The sequence below is a fragment of the Natrarchaeobaculum aegyptiacum genome, assembly GCF_002156705.1.
GTDB classification, from domain to species: Archaea; Halobacteriota; Halobacteria; order Halobacteriales; family Natrialbaceae; genus Natrarchaeobaculum; species Natrarchaeobaculum aegyptiacum.
This window is the reverse complement of record NZ_CP019893.1, coordinates 1910528-1925972: the sequence shown is the minus strand read 5'-3', so window position 1 is coordinate 1925972 and position 15445 is coordinate 1910528. Positions and strand designations below refer to the sequence as shown.

The window sequence follows — 15445 nt, the reverse complement described above, 5'->3', positions numbered from 1 at the left end:
CGGTGTCGACGGCGACAGTCATCTGTACCCCCGCTTTTCGAGTTCCTCGAGCAGGATCTCGGCATCTCGTGCCATCGGGACGTCCTCCTCGATGAGCATCTCGAGTGTCTCTTCGTGTTCGGCAAGCTCTTCCCACGGATCGTGATCGCTATCGGGCGATCTGAAAGTAGACTGTGAACTCATGGGTTCGCGAAAACTGGACGCGTCTGGACTGGCCCCGGCGGAATCCGGGGTAGTCGTCAGTGGTTCGTTCGCGATCGTCGGCCGACTCGAGTGGTTTCTCTGGAGTGGGGAGCCGGCTCGATCGCGTCGTGTGGTCGGCGCAGGGCGGTGATCAGCCACCCCACGCGCGTGCTCGTCTGTGTGTGGCTCGAGTGCGAGACACCCGTCAACCACGTAGACCACCGTCCTCGACGATCAGATCCTCGAGGGCGTCCTCGTCGGCGGCGTTCTCCTGATCGGCAAGTCCCTCGGTGAACGTCTCCACCTCGTCACGGAAGAGGCGGAAGAACTCGCGGGTGCTCTCCTCTGATCGCACCTGCGAGTGCTGTTTCGTGATCGAGGCGACCATCGACTCGAAGATCTGGTCCTCGTCCTCGAGGACCTCGATCCCGTCCGAGAGCCGCCGGTAGGCGAGCATCTTCTGGAAGCCGCGCGTGTTGACGACGGCCTCGATCTCCTCCGCGGAGAGTTCGTCGACGTCGATCATCGCTCGTCCTCGCTCGCGGAGTGATCGGCAATGGAAGCCTCTCCAGTACCGTCGGTAGCGGCGACTGCCAGATCGCACGCCTCGGCGAGTGCCTCGACGCGCTCTCGTAGGACTGCACGTCCCTCGTCAGTGAGCGTGTACTCGTTCGTCCGCTTGTCGAGGACTCGTTTCTCCACGAAACCACAGTTGACGAGCCTGTCCAGATTCGGGTACAGCCGCCCGTGATGCACTTCCTCGTACTGCCGCTCGAGGACGTCCCTGATGCCGAGCCCGTGGCATTTCTCGCCGTCGCGCTCGAGCCTGGAGATCGCCTCCAGGATGTCGCGCTGGAAGCCGGTCAGATCGATCCAGTCGACGCCGCCGTCCGCGATGAGTTCGTTATTCTGTTCCTCCGTCGTAGTGGTCTCGTCAGTCGTCATGGTGGTATCCTCGTGGAAAATCGCCCGTGCCCACGGCCCGGGAATCGTCTCGTGGTCCAGTGCCGCTCGACAGTCCGGACAGACCGTATCCGGCTCGAGGCGTCCCAGATACTGTGTCACCGCGTCCGCAGGGAACGCCGTGAAAACGGTACCGCAGGCGAAGACGTGCTCGTGTCCGTCGAACGCGATCGACGCGTGCCACGTCCCGTCGACGTCGACCCATGAACGAACTGGTTCGCCGTCGACGGTCTCGAGCGGCGTCGTCGGTGACGGTCGCCCGTCGAATCGCTCTTCGCGAGCACAGGACTTGCAAAGGCGACGCTTCGGCCCGGTTCGCTGGCTGCAGCGCCGGCACTTACGCCCCATCGCGCTCACCTCGAGCGTCGATGGAGCCGTCGGGTCGGTTGGAGAGCGATTCGTCTGGTCGGTCGGGGTATTCAAGTCCCCGAGTATCCTTACGTCGCATGGCTTGCGTACCGGATCTACGCGAGCCTCGCGGAACCGGTGTCGCAAGCACCGGACCGCATTTTGCACTGGGCCCGACGGACGGTTAGGCCCATGTGTAACTCGCGCTATCTGAACAGTCTGGGACACGTCGCAATAAATATTATGTCTAAATAGTCCGGAAAGTCTTACTATATAGGGAGACGAGGTGGTGGTTCCGAACCAAGTAAAGGGTCGGAGGTCGTTTGTCCGTTGATGAAAAAACCGGGCTCTTGGATGCAACAGCCCACCGACGACCGCATTCTCGAGATATTGGATACTGATCTCGCACTCAAGCCCGCAGTTATCGGCTTCAACGTCGATAGGTCTAGAAAGACAATACAAGATCGTCTTCGGCCACTCTGCAGTGTCGGATTTGTCCAGAAGGTTGACGATGCAGGATACTACGTGATCACTGAGGATGGTCGAGCGTACCTCGAGGGTGAACTCGACGCGGACGATCTCGAGCCAGAGTGATCGAACGCTTATCTGCAGGTCAGTCATAATCTCTTCCATGGGCGCACAGGACCGTCGCGAGATTCGTCTGATCGAAGAAGACGACGGCTGGTGGTCGGCGATCGACGAGGGGGTCGGCGTCGCCAGCCAGGGCAAAACCCGCGAGGAAGCACTCGATAACCTCGATGAGGCGGTAGCACTCCACACAGGAGAGGCAGGCGAACCGATCGAGGACGAAGAGGAGTTCCTTCGCGAGATCGGGATCGATCCCGACGAAGTCGTCGACACCGACGGCCGTGAGCTCCCGGACTTCATGCAGTAGCACGACGGACGACGGACTCCGACTCCCGGTTTGCATGGATCGATGATCATCGCAGACATCACGATTCGACCCCCTCGAGCCCAGTTTGCTGAATCACCGGCTCGATCCAGCTGGGCAGTTCCGGGTCGACGCGTGCACCGTTCTCGTTCAACACCAGGACCAGCGCCGCGACGTCGTCGTTGACACCGAAGATCCACCGGCGACCGCTCTCGAGTTCGACGTCGATCCGGGCCCGGTTGGTCGGTGTTCCGGCTACCTCTACTGTTCCCGATCCCTCCGGTGTCTCGACGTCGAACCTTCCGAGCGAATCGGTTGCTTTCGGGGGTGTACTGGTAGTACTCTGAGACATACCAGACTCGAAGATGCCATTGGTGATATTGCTACACCGGTGATGGCCGGAAAATCGTCATATCGGCTCATGGGCCGAAAGACACGCACGAGAGAGGCTGTACTTCGTGGCCGGAAACTGGCCGGAAACTGGCCGGGAAATCGGCACAGTCGATTCAGCGAATAGATGCTCAAGACCTCATTTATAAACAAGTGGTAGCTCTACATTTATTGTCGATTTACTGGAGAGTCAGATAGTGACGCATGCGTCGGAATTAGACATTTCTGGTGACTCTCTGTACCCAAGGTCTCTTATCAAATTAGCACAATTTACGCGCAATGCCGATAAATGCAACCTGGGGTGAACTGCTGGTTGGAGCGTACCACAAACGGATGAATGGGTGTGAAGTCATCAGCTATAACAACCGTTCTAGAGAGCGTGGGAACCAGATGGAAGCTGATGTTATCGCGATCGACAACGATCGGGATACGGATCAGCAGACTGTCTACGTCTGTGAAGTCGTTACTCACATGAGTGGAAAACTTTACTCGGGAGATCCCGAGGAAGGCTGGTGGGACCAATTCACAAACACCAAAGCACACCGGTTCTCGCTTCAAAAGCTCGAGCAGAAGTTCTCCAAGGACTACGACTACGTGAATGATACTTTTGCGAATGCCGACGATCACGTGTACCAGTTCTGGGCACCCGTGGTCACCGGTTGGGCAAGAGGGAGTGGGTTAATCGACGGCCTCGAGGAACTCGGCAGGCGGTTTGAAGACGAAACGGGTGAAGAACTCGAGCTCGTTATCAATCAGGATTACACTGAGCGTATCCGTTCTCTTCGTGAGGAAGCAAAGGGAGATACTCAGTACTTCACAAAGCTGGTTAGTTGAGACGTCTGCTTGCTGAAGTTGTGCCTAAGAACCCACAGCAAGCAGACGGTTCAATCCACGAGGACCAGCTCCTTAACTTCCTCGTCAACACGATTGACGAGGAAGTTTCTCTCGGTCTGAGCGATAATGCTCAAATCGATGCTGAAGACATCTATGAGGTCCTCGTCGGCGCGTGCGCCGACGGGACCTCGGTCTCGACACTCTGCGAGGACAGTGAAGACTCTCCTCACCAAAACACCGTTCTGTACCATCTCCGCGAGAAATTCGACCTCGAATCGGTTGAACAAGTTGGGAACACGCTTCTCCAGAAGGACGTACTCACTGTGCTTCCTGAGCAGGTGGAGGTCTGCGCAGACCTCCACCTGCGGCCCTACTACGGTGACGAAGACGACACAGACGGCCTCTATCATTCGGAAGCGAAACGTGGAACTACCGCATTCCACGCCTATGCTACACTCTACGCGCGTGTACAGAACAAGCGCTATACGCTGGCGGTGCGCCGTCTCACCGACGGCGACACCGCCAGCAGCGTCCTCGCCGAGTTTCTCGGTATTCTCGACGGCCTTGACCTCAGCGTCAAGGCCGTCTATCTTGACCGTGAATTCTACGATAGCAAGTGTCTCACGCTGCTTCAGGCGCACAACCACGCCTATGTGATGCCGATCATCCGCTGGGGACAGACGATCAAGCAGGAACTCTCGGAAGGTTGGAGCCGCGTCATCCAGCACGATCTGACGGCGAAACTCGACGGTCACAGCTGGACCGTCGAGTTTCCCGTCTACATCGACTGCACCTACCAAAACGGGCGATACGACGAACACGGGGTGGCGCGTCACGGCTACGCCGCTGACGCGCCTTTCATCAACTCACCACGAGACGCTCGATACCATTACGCGAAACGCTTCGGTATCGAGGCGACGTACCGGCTCTCCGAGCAAAGTATTGCAACAACGACGACACAAAACCCGGTAGTACGGCTGCTGTACGTTGTGGTGAGCTTGCTGTTACAGAACGTCTGGCGGTACTTGCACTGGGAGTACGTGGCGACGCCCCGCCGTGGCGGGCGTCGCCTCTGGTCCTGGTCGTTCAAGGAGTTCATCAAGATGCTGTGCCGGGCAACATGGACGGCCCTCGCGGTGCGTCGGGCCGTCCCTGCAAATCGGCCACCGGACGATCGGTTCCACCGCTAAGGCCCGACCAAGTCAGCCTTCCTGCGAGTGGCAACGCCGTCGCGTCGGCGGCTGACCGCCGCCGACAGCGACGACTCTGCTCGATCTTCGGTCAGAACTCCCGTCAATCACTACCGATCAGGATGAAACTGCGGCTTCAGTCCAAGCTGGCAGGGACGCTTTGTGAGGTACTGATACTTCTGACTACGGTGCCCCCGCATTTCGGTTCCTCCAGATTTTGGAGAATCTGAAATAACGGTTCTATTGAATCCTCACCAGACAACAAAAGTTGACTGTTGTTATTTCACAGCAGTAGCAAAACCGTCAGAAGTCCTACGAGAACGACTGCAACCGTAATCCACACTCGTTTGTCCTCTAATTTTGATTTAGAGGTCGAAGGGACAGTTTGATACTCGCGTCTGAGTTCAGGACCGAGTGTATTTGCTTCAGCGATGTTAGGACAATTGTGGTTCTCCGGTAGTTGATGTTTCTTACAATGTTCTTGCCCACAGTAGTTGCACGTGTAGGGCATATTGGTTCCTTCTCCACAGGCATCGCATTTTGGCATAGAGCACGGTTATTCAGGAACCATCATAGTAATTAGTATTTTGTCATAACTTAGATAGATGTTCCATGTATGGAGTGTATTTTACAGATATAAATACCACAAGAATAGTGAGATAGCCTAATCCAAAATGAGCGAGGTTCACGGGTCAGGGATCGTGTAGATCTTCCCTTTCCCGCTCCCTGTCGACTCGAGCAGGCCGTACTTCCCCTCGAGCGTCGAGAGATACCGTCGACGGGTCCGGTTGGCCTTCGGGTCCGGTGCCCGTTCCTCGTACCGTGCATGGAGCTGAGTGACGCCGATTTCGCCAGCTTCGGCGACGATGTCGTACAGTAACCGCTTGTGGGTCCCGAGCGACTCGACGTCTTCCTGATGGAGATCGACCAGTGCCTCGTCGTGAACCGCGTCGACGTCCTCGAGCGTGACGCTCGAACGCTCTTCGCGATCGACCCGGATTACGGCCTTCTTGAGTACCTTGATCGCCGTGCGAGCGTCACCGGCGGCGTAGTCGGCGATGTACTCGACGACCGTCTCGTCGATCACACCCGGACGCAGGCCAGCGTTGATCCGTGCAAGAAGGATGTCGGTCAATTGGTCGGTGGTATACTTCCGGAGCCGCAGGGTTTCGGCACTCGAAAACCGGGATTTCACCCGACCGTTGAGCCGATGGTTCGCGAAGAAGTCGTCCTCGTCGATCGTGATCGCGACGATCGTCACGTTCGGCAGGTTCCCGAGTCCGAGCAACAGCGTCTCGTCCTCGAGGACGTCGACCTCGTCGATGATCGCGACGACGTGGTCGTCGATCGACCGGAACTCCTCGATAAACGTGCTTGCGGCAGTGCCGTCTTTCGAAAGATACCGGCCGACCTCGGAGTCCTGGGCGAGTCCGTGGAGGACCTCCGTTTTCGAGGATCCCGACATACAGTTCCAGTACGCCCGCCTGACGCCGAACGACTCCTCGCGAAGCATCCTGACCACGTACTTCGCGAGCGTCGTCTTTCCCGATCCCGACGGGCCGAAGATCAGACAGTGCTCACCACTGAGCCCCTCCGTGATCGGTTTCAGTGCCGCGGCCAGCTGGCTGATCTGGCCATCCCGGTGCTCGAGATCCTGGGGGACATAGGCTGTCTCGAGCGCTCGAGCATTGCATATCATAGTCTTATCTGTTCACACGACCGCAATAAATGGAACTTGATTACGATAGTAAAGTCAAATATATCAATATATTATAATTAAGATATTGTTAGGGGCTAATCATTGCCGGTGATTTCCCCCCTAATAGCTAGAGCGTCCTCGGGACGAAGTAGATAAGACTGCAGGTGATATTCCTCCCCGGCAGACGTCAGGGCAATCATGTCTCCAGCACCCTCCAGATCTTCTGCGCCCGGCTGATCAAGGATGACCCGAGAGTCAGTGTTTGAAGGGAGTTCAAAGCTAATCCGACAGTTGAAGTTTGTCTTAATATTGCCGGACACGATATTGGCGTCGGGTCGCTGAGTCGCAAGCAAAATCGAGTAGCCAAGAGCCCTTCCTATCTGCGCAAGCCGGCCCACTGCATCTTCAAATTCCTGCTGGCTATCAGATAGAGCCATAATGAGGTCAGCGTACTCGTCGATGATGATGACGCGATAGGGAATCGGAGCGATATCGTGTGTCTCTGCGAGCTGGTTGTACTCTTGTACCGATGACGCACCCATTTCCTGCAGTAGGTCACGACGTTCTTCTAATTCGGACTCAAGGAGGCCCTCTAAGTACTCAACGCACTGTTCGCCAGTGTCTAAGTAGGTATCTACCTGTGGTAGAGGCTCGAATCGGCCAAAGTCAATTCCTTTGGGATCGAGTAGACTCATCTTGACTTGGTCGGGCGAGTAATTGACGGCGAGACTGCAAATAACAGATGCGAGGAAATTCGACTTGCCAGAGCCTGTGGCACCACCAATCAGTGCATGATGTTCCTCAAGCAAATCGATCGTTTTGTGTTCGTTTTCTGTGGTCACTCCAAGTGGGATGTGAAGCGGCTCATCAAACGACTCAGCCGACGCCTCTAGCCCCTCACGAAGGTGGATGTCTCGCGGTTCTCCGTGCGGGATTTCTAGCCGGATTGCCCCTTCCGCGGGGTTGGCGACACCAGTGACGGAACCTGACGCTTGGATATGCACACTCACCGAGTTCAGAACATTAAGTATACTGTCAACTTTCTGCCCCGATTTCGGTCGAATATTCACGCTGATTTTCCGTGGACCGACTGACACATCGGCAGGGTTCGGTTCGTAGATATTGATCCCTAACGATTCGAATTGCTCCTTTAGGTCGGTCGTGAGCCGTGTTACGTCTAGAGATAATTCTTGTTCAGGACTCGGGTCCAATGTCTCGATCAATTTCTGTCTGTCACTCGATGTCCATGAGTAGGCCCTCGTGCCGCGTGTGTCCGCCGCCTGTGTGCCCGAGACTTCTGCTGTGTCCTCATCTACTTCACTGTCAGAGTCTTCCTCATCACCTTCGGACTTCTGACTCTGGGTGGATGCTGGAGCCTCTTCAGTGTCGGTACTATCAGTTGCCCCTTCCTCCTCTTGTTGTTCGCTCTGTTTCTCAGCCGCAGCAGTGTCAGTATCACATTCCTGTCCGCTGGCTGTCTCAGAATGTTCTGTTTGTTCCGGTTGGTTTTCAGATTGCTCAGTTTGAGCATCTGAGTCTGTCGAGCTTGCTGATTCAGAGGTTTCTGCCTCTGTCTCTTCCGAGCCTGAAAAGGGGGTTTCAGTCGGTTCTGTCCCCTCAGCGCTTGCTGACGTGGCTTCAGCCGTTTGTGTCTGTTCGGAGGTGGCGGCCTCGGCTACAGTCGTCTCTGTCTCTTCTGCATTTGCCGGTGCTTCGAATGAGACTTCCTCGGCTTTCAGGTCCTGATGGATCTCATTCTCTCCAAGGTTGTTACTATTGATCAGTGATAGCACGTCGGCCGGTAGTTTGAGAACGCGAACACCATCTTGAGTCTGCAAGTCGGGAAGCGCAATATCTCGTTGTATTCGAATAACTTCTCCAATTCTTCGTTGGCTATCCTCTAACAGGTTGATTGAGTATTCACCGTCGACTAGGGACTCTGTATGTTGTTCGGTTGTCTGTAGCTGTGCTTCAGACATCACCCCGTAGTGATACAGTCTACGCGCGATCTGCAGGATAACATCGCCAAATTCACTACGGAGAACCTCGGTATCTGCATAATCCTCGTCCGGGTCAAACAGCTCTGTGAGGTTCTCTTTTGCCCCTTTGACCTGCTCGACTCCTTTCGAGATGCCCGATGTTCCGCCTTTTGTCTCGACAATCCAAAGATAGAGGTTGAGATCTCCGGACTCCACGTCCTTCGGGACTCCGACGAAACACAAATCATCCGACGCTGCTCCCTCACCGAAGTACTGAAGCAGGCCTTCCTGTCCGCCGCGATATTTGCGATCGTGGCGAGCAAATTCGTCTAAACTAATTGGGATCCACTCATACTCAGGTAATTCCCGCGCAAGCAACTCTCCGCTGACTGCCAGTCCACCAACCAGACCGAGTAGTTCCATGACGGTGTTGTTTTCTGCGCTTTGGAGATCTAACGCCAATTCTCCGTCTATAGCAACTAAGCGCGTGAGCACAGATTCAGGGTCCAATCCGTCCAAACCTGGAGTTGCCCCTAACTCTCTTTCCAGAGTCTTGATATATGGATCTCGCTTGTCCGTCGTTGTGATAATATCGAATCCGGGAGACGCGGCGTCATATTGATCGCTGTAGTGGATCATCAAGGCCTCGTCTGAGATGTCCGACGACTGGGAAGTAGAATTGATGTAGAAGCTGAGATCCACTTTTGGCTCGACGTGGAGGACCCACAGCGATTGGTTCCATATGTGCGGCAGGTTTGCCCGCCCACCAGTCGTGACCACTTTGCTGAGTGTCCGGCCGTAGTTGAACTCACTGTCACGCATACTCGCTTCCAATGTGTTGACAGCGGCACCGATCTCACTGAGAATTCCGCTCTCAGATGGATCGAATGCAGAGCCTGAGCGGGAAACGATCTCACTCCCTGCGGACTCGACTTGGATTTGGTCTCTGGGCAGGAGACCATTCAGCCGTGTTGCTCTGGGGAAGCTTTCAGTTTTCACAGCGCCTGGCTGTTCTTCCAGAATGCCGCGGAAAAGCGTAAGATGGGCGGATCGCTGAGTGTCCTCGTTGAATTCAGAATCAGCCCGGACATAGCTCACACGCCGGTCTAACTTTTCCAGGATCTCATCTGTATCTGACGAGCCCCCTAACTGCTCTCGAAGTGGCGAGTCCCCACTATCTGTTGCAAAGAACCGCTCGATCGTCCGGCCTTCATTGGGACCGCCGTAGATTTGCAGATTGACCTGTGGGAGATTCAACTCTGGATGGTCGTCGACATATTTGAAGAAGTCATAAAGCCCCTCAATTACCGGTCCTAGGTCCCCCATATTCACTAGATTAATGCGGAGAGTTCGGTCCTTATGCAGTTTGAATAGGAGTGGGAACGCTCTGGCGAATGCCTCCAACTTATCCGAGATTACATCAGCAATATAGTTTGGAGTGTCTGATCCCGGGCCCGAGATAGGGGCATAAGAAGCCCAAAGGTGGTTGTTTTCCATCGTGTGCCCTGAAAGTATGTTTCCACCGTCGCTTTGGCTCCACCTGAACGGTGAGAACCCAACGGGGTTGAACAGCGACCGAAACCTGCTAAATCTAAATCCATCAGTCAGTCCAGCTTCCGACAGTTCATCCCGCCATCGTGTTACCCGCAGCCCATATGCCAACATCAGGGGATGGAAGGGGGTCAACCAAACGACATTCGCGGATGTTGACTGAATCGTGCCGAGCCGCCGATACGGATTGAATTGGGGAGTGGTTTTTCCCGTCTCCAACGCTTGTATCGCTTTCCTATAATTCTCCAAAACCGCTTCAACGCAGTCCTGCGTTTCCTGGTCCCAAATGTCTGTCGACGGTATAGTATCACGTTGATCGAAGTGTTCAAGCAATGCCGTATATGCACTGATGAGATCTGGTGCGATATTCTCAAGCCCGTCATCAGGAGCGACTCCCAGTCCAACATCGACTTGTGCTGTCTCACGAGGAGCTATCGTCCCTTCTTGCACAATTCCCTGTTCTAGAGCAAGCAGTTTCCGATCAGGGTCGGGGATTTCAATCCGGCCGCGGGTCGGCGAGTGGAATTCGCCAATGTCAATGTTGGTGACGACTGCAGAATCGATTTCTAATGAATCATCCTCTGCCCAGTCTGTCGGTGACATCAGTGCGGCGAAAGATAGCGGAAATTGGACTTCTTCCTTTGTCGGCTCATCTACCTCAGATATGAAGTCAATATTAAGTGGTACAGGTGTTCCTGATGGAAGTGTGAGTTTACACCGGACCTGTCTGTCTCCAGGGAGTGGCTTGGGCCGGAGAAGGGCATGCTGATCTGCTTCATAATAGGTCTTCTCAGTGATTTCAACCGTTTCTGGGTTACTACTCTCATCTGCTCCCGGCGGTGTAAGCTCGATCAATTCCTCGTCAAATGCTGTTAGAGATTCCTCGCCAACATCGACACCGAACGTCTTATCACCAGTCGGTAACGTGTTGAATAATGACTCAGGGATGAGTGCAAAATCGAATTGGTTTTGTGGCGTTCCACGCTTCGTCTTGTGTCCGATATACACTTCAAGGCGGTAGAACTGGGGCACATCTGGATCGAGTCCCGACAACGAGATCTTGAGCTCATTGTTTTGTTTTTCCCAGGCATCCTTCTCATTACCAGCCCCATCAGTTAGCTTCACCGGCTCTCCTGAGACATCGATATCATACTCGATCGCTACTGAGAGGTTTCCACTGGTCATCCCGATGATGACATTCCGGTCACCCTCCGTCTGACTTCCAGCTCCGTAGATCCGGACCAAGTCTTGCTCGATGCTTATGTCCTGGAATTTCGGATCTCGACTTGCCGCAGTTCTAGACGTACCTGAGGTACTCATGGTTTTACCACTGGTTCCAGAGCCTGACCCCGTAGAACTGCCACTATCCATAGTACTGACTTCTCCTTCAGCAGCGTCAGACCGAGTTATCGTTCCCCAGTCTGATCTGCTGACGACACTTTCGATAAACTCCTCTGTGTAGTATGCTCCCAGTTCTGTTTCCTCATCCTTTGTAACACTCTTTGCGTCCGCAATCCGCTCTGCATGTTGTTGATTACGTTCTAGGATCTGTTCGGCCTGGCTTTGGAGTTCAGACTTGCTATTTGTTTTGTCAAACCATTCGTCATCAAAGGCAGTCTCTGTCAGGTATGTGCCAATTTTCGGAATGAGGCCGGGCACTACATCCCCATCGGACCGCATACAGGCATCGTAGATATCACAATACGTACGGAGCGGATCCAGGTTGTCTAGTGGGTTATCCGGAAGGTCAATTCGCGATTCAACGATCTCGATAAGCGCCTGTCCAGGGATAGGCAGCTTTTCTTTGCTTCCGAGTATCCGTTCTTGGAAGTCAGTTAGGGGTAGTTGTTCGTCGTGTGCAAAGAGAAGGTGAGTGGTCTCAAGCGTTTCAATGGCCACACCGGACTCATAAATCATGACGAGCGCATTATCAGAGAGGTCATCTTCCCCCTCAGCGATAATGTTCCGTAACGTTGTAGCGTACGATCGGGATACCTCAAAGTCACGGCTCACAGCATCGCCCTCTCTCCGGACAGAAACTACGATCACAGACGTTCCATCGAGATCAATCACCGGAACTTCCTGTTGTTCGCCCTCATACTCGACAGTCTGAGACCTAACTGACCCCCCGGAGTTATCGAGGATATATTCAGTAATTTTCTCGGCCGTCCCGGGGTCTGGTAGCTTCCCTGCATACCGGTCCCCAGGCTGAGGATCCAGTTCCGGCATCTGTTCATGGAACCACCGAGCGACGTTCTGCTCAAAGGGTCTCGACATACATTGCCTCCCCACTGTCGCTTTGCTTCTGCAGCAGTCCCATTGCCTCTAATTGTGAGATGACTTCCTCTTTTGACCGGCGGTCAAATCTAATTCCCCTCCCTCGCATATACTCCCAGAATTCGTCTATGTGACCCCGCTGCTTCCGCGCGTCAAAGAGTCGAGCAAACAACCGAAGGCTCCCTCTGTCCAGACGGAGAATCGTCCCGACGCCACGACGTCGCTCTATAAATTGTCGTTCCGCACCTGTTCCAAGATCGCGAACTGAATTCTCGCCTGCCGAATAGGCGGTTTGTGATGACGGTGTTTTACCCATATTTTCGTAGTATCGTCGGACTGAATGTGTAAATCTGATCGCTACGTCTCCGAGGTCGGAGTCGACATCAGGTCGTTGTTCATCGGGGAACTCATCGAGTAACCGATCGATAACTTCCTGTTGGAGGTCATCTGGGAATGCTTCAAGTGCTCCTGAGAGTGTGTAGGGCTTTGCCTCAATCTGATTTTTGGATTCCATCGCAACGCTCACAACGTGATTTAATACCGCAAGCCGACCCCAAGAGTCGTACAGGGCTCTCGATAGACCATCGCCTTTCCAGATATCCACGAACTCCCTAGATTTGGATGCAGTTTCACTCGCTAATCCAAACGGCACTGGAATGATGTCAAATGAGTACTCGTACGATTGCTCATCTTTGATCGTCTTGTATTCTTCTTGGAGTGTATAGGCGGTTTGGATGACGTACATCATATAATGGAAGTTAAGGATATCCCGCAGTCCAAGCATCCACCGGGAGGCAGATTCAGATTCTCGGACGTTGAGCCACGCTCTGAGATCTTCTCGAAATGCTTCCGCACACCCCGGAACGAGCGGATCAATTTCAATTGGCGTCTGATTGGAGAGAATTTCAGTAGCATCTGACGCCAGCTCAACACCCTCAAGATTCTCAATCCCGCTAATTACAATCTCCTCCAGGAGATTTGATGTCTCCATATCGAAGAGAGCATCGACGAATTCTGAATGGAGATTTTCAGCGACACCATGCTCTGGGTCGGTCATCAATAGCCAATAGAGGCGTGACCAGCGGCGTTGGTCGATCTTGATTGCTGACGCCACTGCGTGATTGAACGGTACTAGGTAGTCCGCTTCATCATTCTTTCGACCAAATCCTTCAGCTGAGACACCGTAGCTAGAGATGAAGGCAGTCCACAACTCCTCTGCTGTCTCGTCATCACCCTCCAGTTCTGGTAGATCCTTGAACGACTGCTCCAAATCAGCAATGTCGTGGCTAGGATTGGCATCTAAGATTCCGGATAGCGTCTCGGAGAATGTTGCTTCTCGGACTGTCGCGGATATTGATACCGGGAAGTACGCACGCTGATTTGTCCGACCAGGTGCGGAATCGAATTCCGGGATGAACCCAAACCCGCGATATGTCATTTGCTGACCTCTCGAGATATTCGCAAAGCGAGGTTGTCGTCTTCGATAATCACTTTCGTTTTATTTGATCGGCCTTCAATGACCACATTTTCTCGCTTGTTCGTGAAGTCTTCCAAGCGTGAGTGGAGTACCCTGATAGCGTGCGACTGATTGAGGTCTGTTGCATTGGGAGTATACCCCTCGCTTACTTGTGTCAATAATTGATAGATATTGAACGAGATCGGGATCGGAATAAGTGACTCTTCGCTGCTCGACGGCTTGGCCATTAGTTTGAGACGTCCAGGAACGGCTAGCGATTCGGTTTCCTTTGCACACATTTCAGCATCAAACTCAGGCTGTTCCCAGTCCGAGAGGTATCGATATGACGCGGACCGTTTTGCGTCAATGAACTCAACCAGGCCATCGTCTCTTTGCCGGCCAGTCCAGCCACCCAAAGCCTTTTGCACAGTGCTGAGCAACTCCTGTGTCCGACGAACGTGTTTTTGCGGCTGATCATTGTTGAAGAACGTCAGTGCGGCGGCAAACTCTTTGAATGTTGGGTTATCAATGATGGTTTCCCCATCGCCACTGTTCAGGTATTGCTTTCGCAAGACTGTACGGACGCGTTCGACCGATCCGTCGAATTCAACGGCTGGAAGCGAAGGCAGTTTTTCTTCGGTCCCGTTAGCCTCAGTTGCCCACTCCAACGCTTGTTGGTCAATTGCGAATGTTGTATGACTTGCAGGATCGATTTTACTTGCTTCAGTCCGGTTATTTGTCCCCAATGTACGGAAAGTTGCGTTCCATATGAGGTCCTCTGGGTGTGCAGTTGTGGTACCATTCTCGATTGCAGCACCGATGGGACAGACCTCATGGTCTTGATCGTGAGGCTGCGATTTGGGGAGTAGGAGCGAGGCAATATTGTCAATTATGGTCCGTGGATTCAGATACGAACCAGTGACCACACTCCATCCTGCAAATAACCGCGCAAGTTGCCGTTTGACTGATGTGCTCGTAAGTTGGCGGATATTGTATTGAAGTGGGCAGTTATCCCCGGCGGGACACTCTGACTTTTCCCTTTCGTACGCCTCTGCGAACGGACTATTTTCGTTCGTTGGGTCAAAGCGATCAATCAGGTCATAAACTAACCCTTCGCCCAATGAGTCAGGATCAGTCACGTATGTCTCGCGGTGACTTAGATTGAGTACAGAAATATTGTGCTCGTCCGACTGGTGGAAGAGTTCATTCTGTGATTCGTCGATTGCACTCCAGATCCCATCAAAGGTGTCTGCCATCCCTTTCCGCTGAAAATAGTCGATGGCAAGACCATAGTTGATAGCAATCGCACTTCGTGGGCCAGACTCAGACTGAACGTCAGGTTCAATTTTTTCGAAAAAAGAGGTGAGGCGGTCAGAATAATTTTCATCCCGTCGTCGTGCCTCTGTCGCGTCCATCTTCACGCGCTCTTCAGGGATTTTCTCTTTGGCCTTCTCATAGCCACGGGCTATCAAAGCACTCTTGCCATCACCAGCACTTCCGGTCAGTATCATCAGTCGCCCATCGTCGTCGTACTCTTTCTCAAAAAAATCGGCAATACGTTCATCCTGATCTTGTTGTACATACAACCCCTCACGGAGGGTGTCTTCGTCTGTATGGCTTCCAACGATTGCCACTCGCTGTCCACGTTGACAGGCATACAACAAGTCGTAAAGAGAATCACTT

Annotated in this window: 13 protein-coding genes; 4 read left to right on the top strand and 9 right to left on the bottom strand. The window is 53.6% G+C overall.

Annotation, left to right across the window (positions count from 1 at the left end; genetic code table 11):
• Positions 1 to 18: 18 nt before the first annotated feature.
• The 3 genes from B1756_RS19635 to B1756_RS19870 all read right to left on the bottom strand — a co-directional run bounded on the left by B1756_RS19635 (position 19) and on the right by B1756_RS19870 (position 1494).
• Positions 19 to 183, bottom strand: coding sequence for a hypothetical protein (locus B1756_RS19635; RefSeq protein ID WP_186336525.1), 165 nt, complete (start codon positions 181 to 183; stop codon positions 19 to 21).
• 205 nt (positions 184 to 388) lie between these two features.
• Positions 389 to 709, bottom strand: a complete 321-nt coding sequence (locus tag B1756_RS09515; protein WP_086888322.1) for a hypothetical protein — start codon at positions 707 to 709, stop codon at positions 389 to 391.
• Complete coding sequence (locus B1756_RS19870; protein WP_228434578.1) at positions 706 to 1494, bottom strand: PadR family transcriptional regulator; 789 nt, start codon at positions 1492 to 1494, stop codon at positions 706 to 708. Before B1756_RS19870 ends, B1756_RS09515 begins: the two co-directional genes overlap by 4 nt.
• Positions 1495 to 1827: 333 nt before the next feature.
• On the opposite strand from B1756_RS19870, the gene B1756_RS09505 reads away from it, so the two are divergent.
• Both B1756_RS09505 and B1756_RS09500 read left to right on the top strand, forming a co-directional pair.
• Complete coding sequence (locus tag B1756_RS09505) at positions 1828 to 2088, top strand: transcriptional regulator (protein ID WP_086888321.1); 261 nt, start codon at positions 1828 to 1830, stop codon at positions 2086 to 2088.
• A gap of 37 nt (positions 2089 to 2125) precedes the next feature.
• Positions 2126 to 2389, top strand: coding sequence for a type II toxin-antitoxin system HicB family antitoxin (locus B1756_RS09500; RefSeq protein WP_086888320.1), 264 nt, complete (start codon positions 2126 to 2128; stop codon positions 2387 to 2389).
• 58 nt (positions 2390 to 2447) lie between these two features.
• On the opposite strand, the gene B1756_RS09495 is transcribed toward B1756_RS09500, so the two are convergent.
• The gene (locus B1756_RS09495; RefSeq protein ID WP_086888319.1) at positions 2448 to 2738 is read right to left on the bottom strand and encodes a hypothetical protein; all 291 of its coding nucleotides are present in this window, start codon (positions 2736 to 2738) and stop codon (positions 2448 to 2450) included.
• Positions 2739 to 3055: 317 nt separating this feature from the next.
• Here B1756_RS09495 and B1756_RS09490 point away from each other — a divergent pair, with 317 nt between their 5' ends.
• Complete coding sequence (locus B1756_RS09490; protein ID WP_086888318.1) at positions 3056 to 3610, top strand: hypothetical protein; 555 nt, start codon at positions 3056 to 3058, stop codon at positions 3608 to 3610.
• A 20-nt stretch (positions 3611 to 3630) separates the two neighbouring features.
• Positions 3631 to 4800 (top strand): ISH3 family transposase, encoded by a 1170-nt coding sequence (locus B1756_RS09485; RefSeq protein ID WP_086888317.1) that lies wholly within the window; start codon positions 3631 to 3633, stop codon positions 4798 to 4800.
• A 283-nt stretch (positions 4801 to 5083) separates the two neighbouring features.
• Here the strand turns inward: B1756_RS09485 and B1756_RS09480 are convergent, their stop codons facing one another.
• The 5 genes from B1756_RS09480 to dptF all read right to left on the bottom strand — a co-directional run bounded on the left by B1756_RS09480 (position 5084) and on the right by dptF (position 15396).
• A complete protein-coding gene (locus B1756_RS09480; RefSeq protein ID WP_086888316.1) occupies positions 5084 to 5347 on the bottom strand; it encodes an AN1-type zinc finger protein in 264 nt (87 codons plus the stop codon).
• A 138-nt stretch (positions 5348 to 5485) separates the two neighbouring features.
• Complete coding sequence (locus B1756_RS09475; protein ID WP_086888315.1) at positions 5486 to 6499, bottom strand: Cdc6/Cdc18 family protein; 1014 nt, start codon at positions 6497 to 6499, stop codon at positions 5486 to 5488.
• 95 nt (positions 6500 to 6594) lie between these two features.
• Positions 6595 to 12306 (bottom strand): FtsK/SpoIIIE domain-containing protein, encoded by a 5712-nt coding sequence (locus B1756_RS09470; RefSeq protein WP_086888314.1) that lies wholly within the window; start codon positions 12304 to 12306, stop codon positions 6595 to 6597.
• On the bottom strand, positions 12290 to 13744 hold the full coding sequence (dptG, locus tag B1756_RS09465) for a DNA phosphorothioation-dependent restriction protein DptG (RefSeq protein ID WP_086888313.1): 1455 nt from the start codon (positions 13742 to 13744) through the stop codon (positions 12290 to 12292). The genes B1756_RS09470 and dptG overlap by 17 nt, the downstream gene beginning before the upstream one ends.
• On the bottom strand, positions 13741 to 15396 hold the full coding sequence (dptF, locus tag B1756_RS09460; protein ID WP_161493168.1) for a DNA phosphorothioation-dependent restriction protein DptF: 1656 nt from the start codon (positions 15394 to 15396) through the stop codon (positions 13741 to 13743). The genes dptG and dptF overlap by 4 nt, the downstream gene beginning before the upstream one ends.
• Positions 15397 to 15445 lie beyond the last annotated feature (49 nt).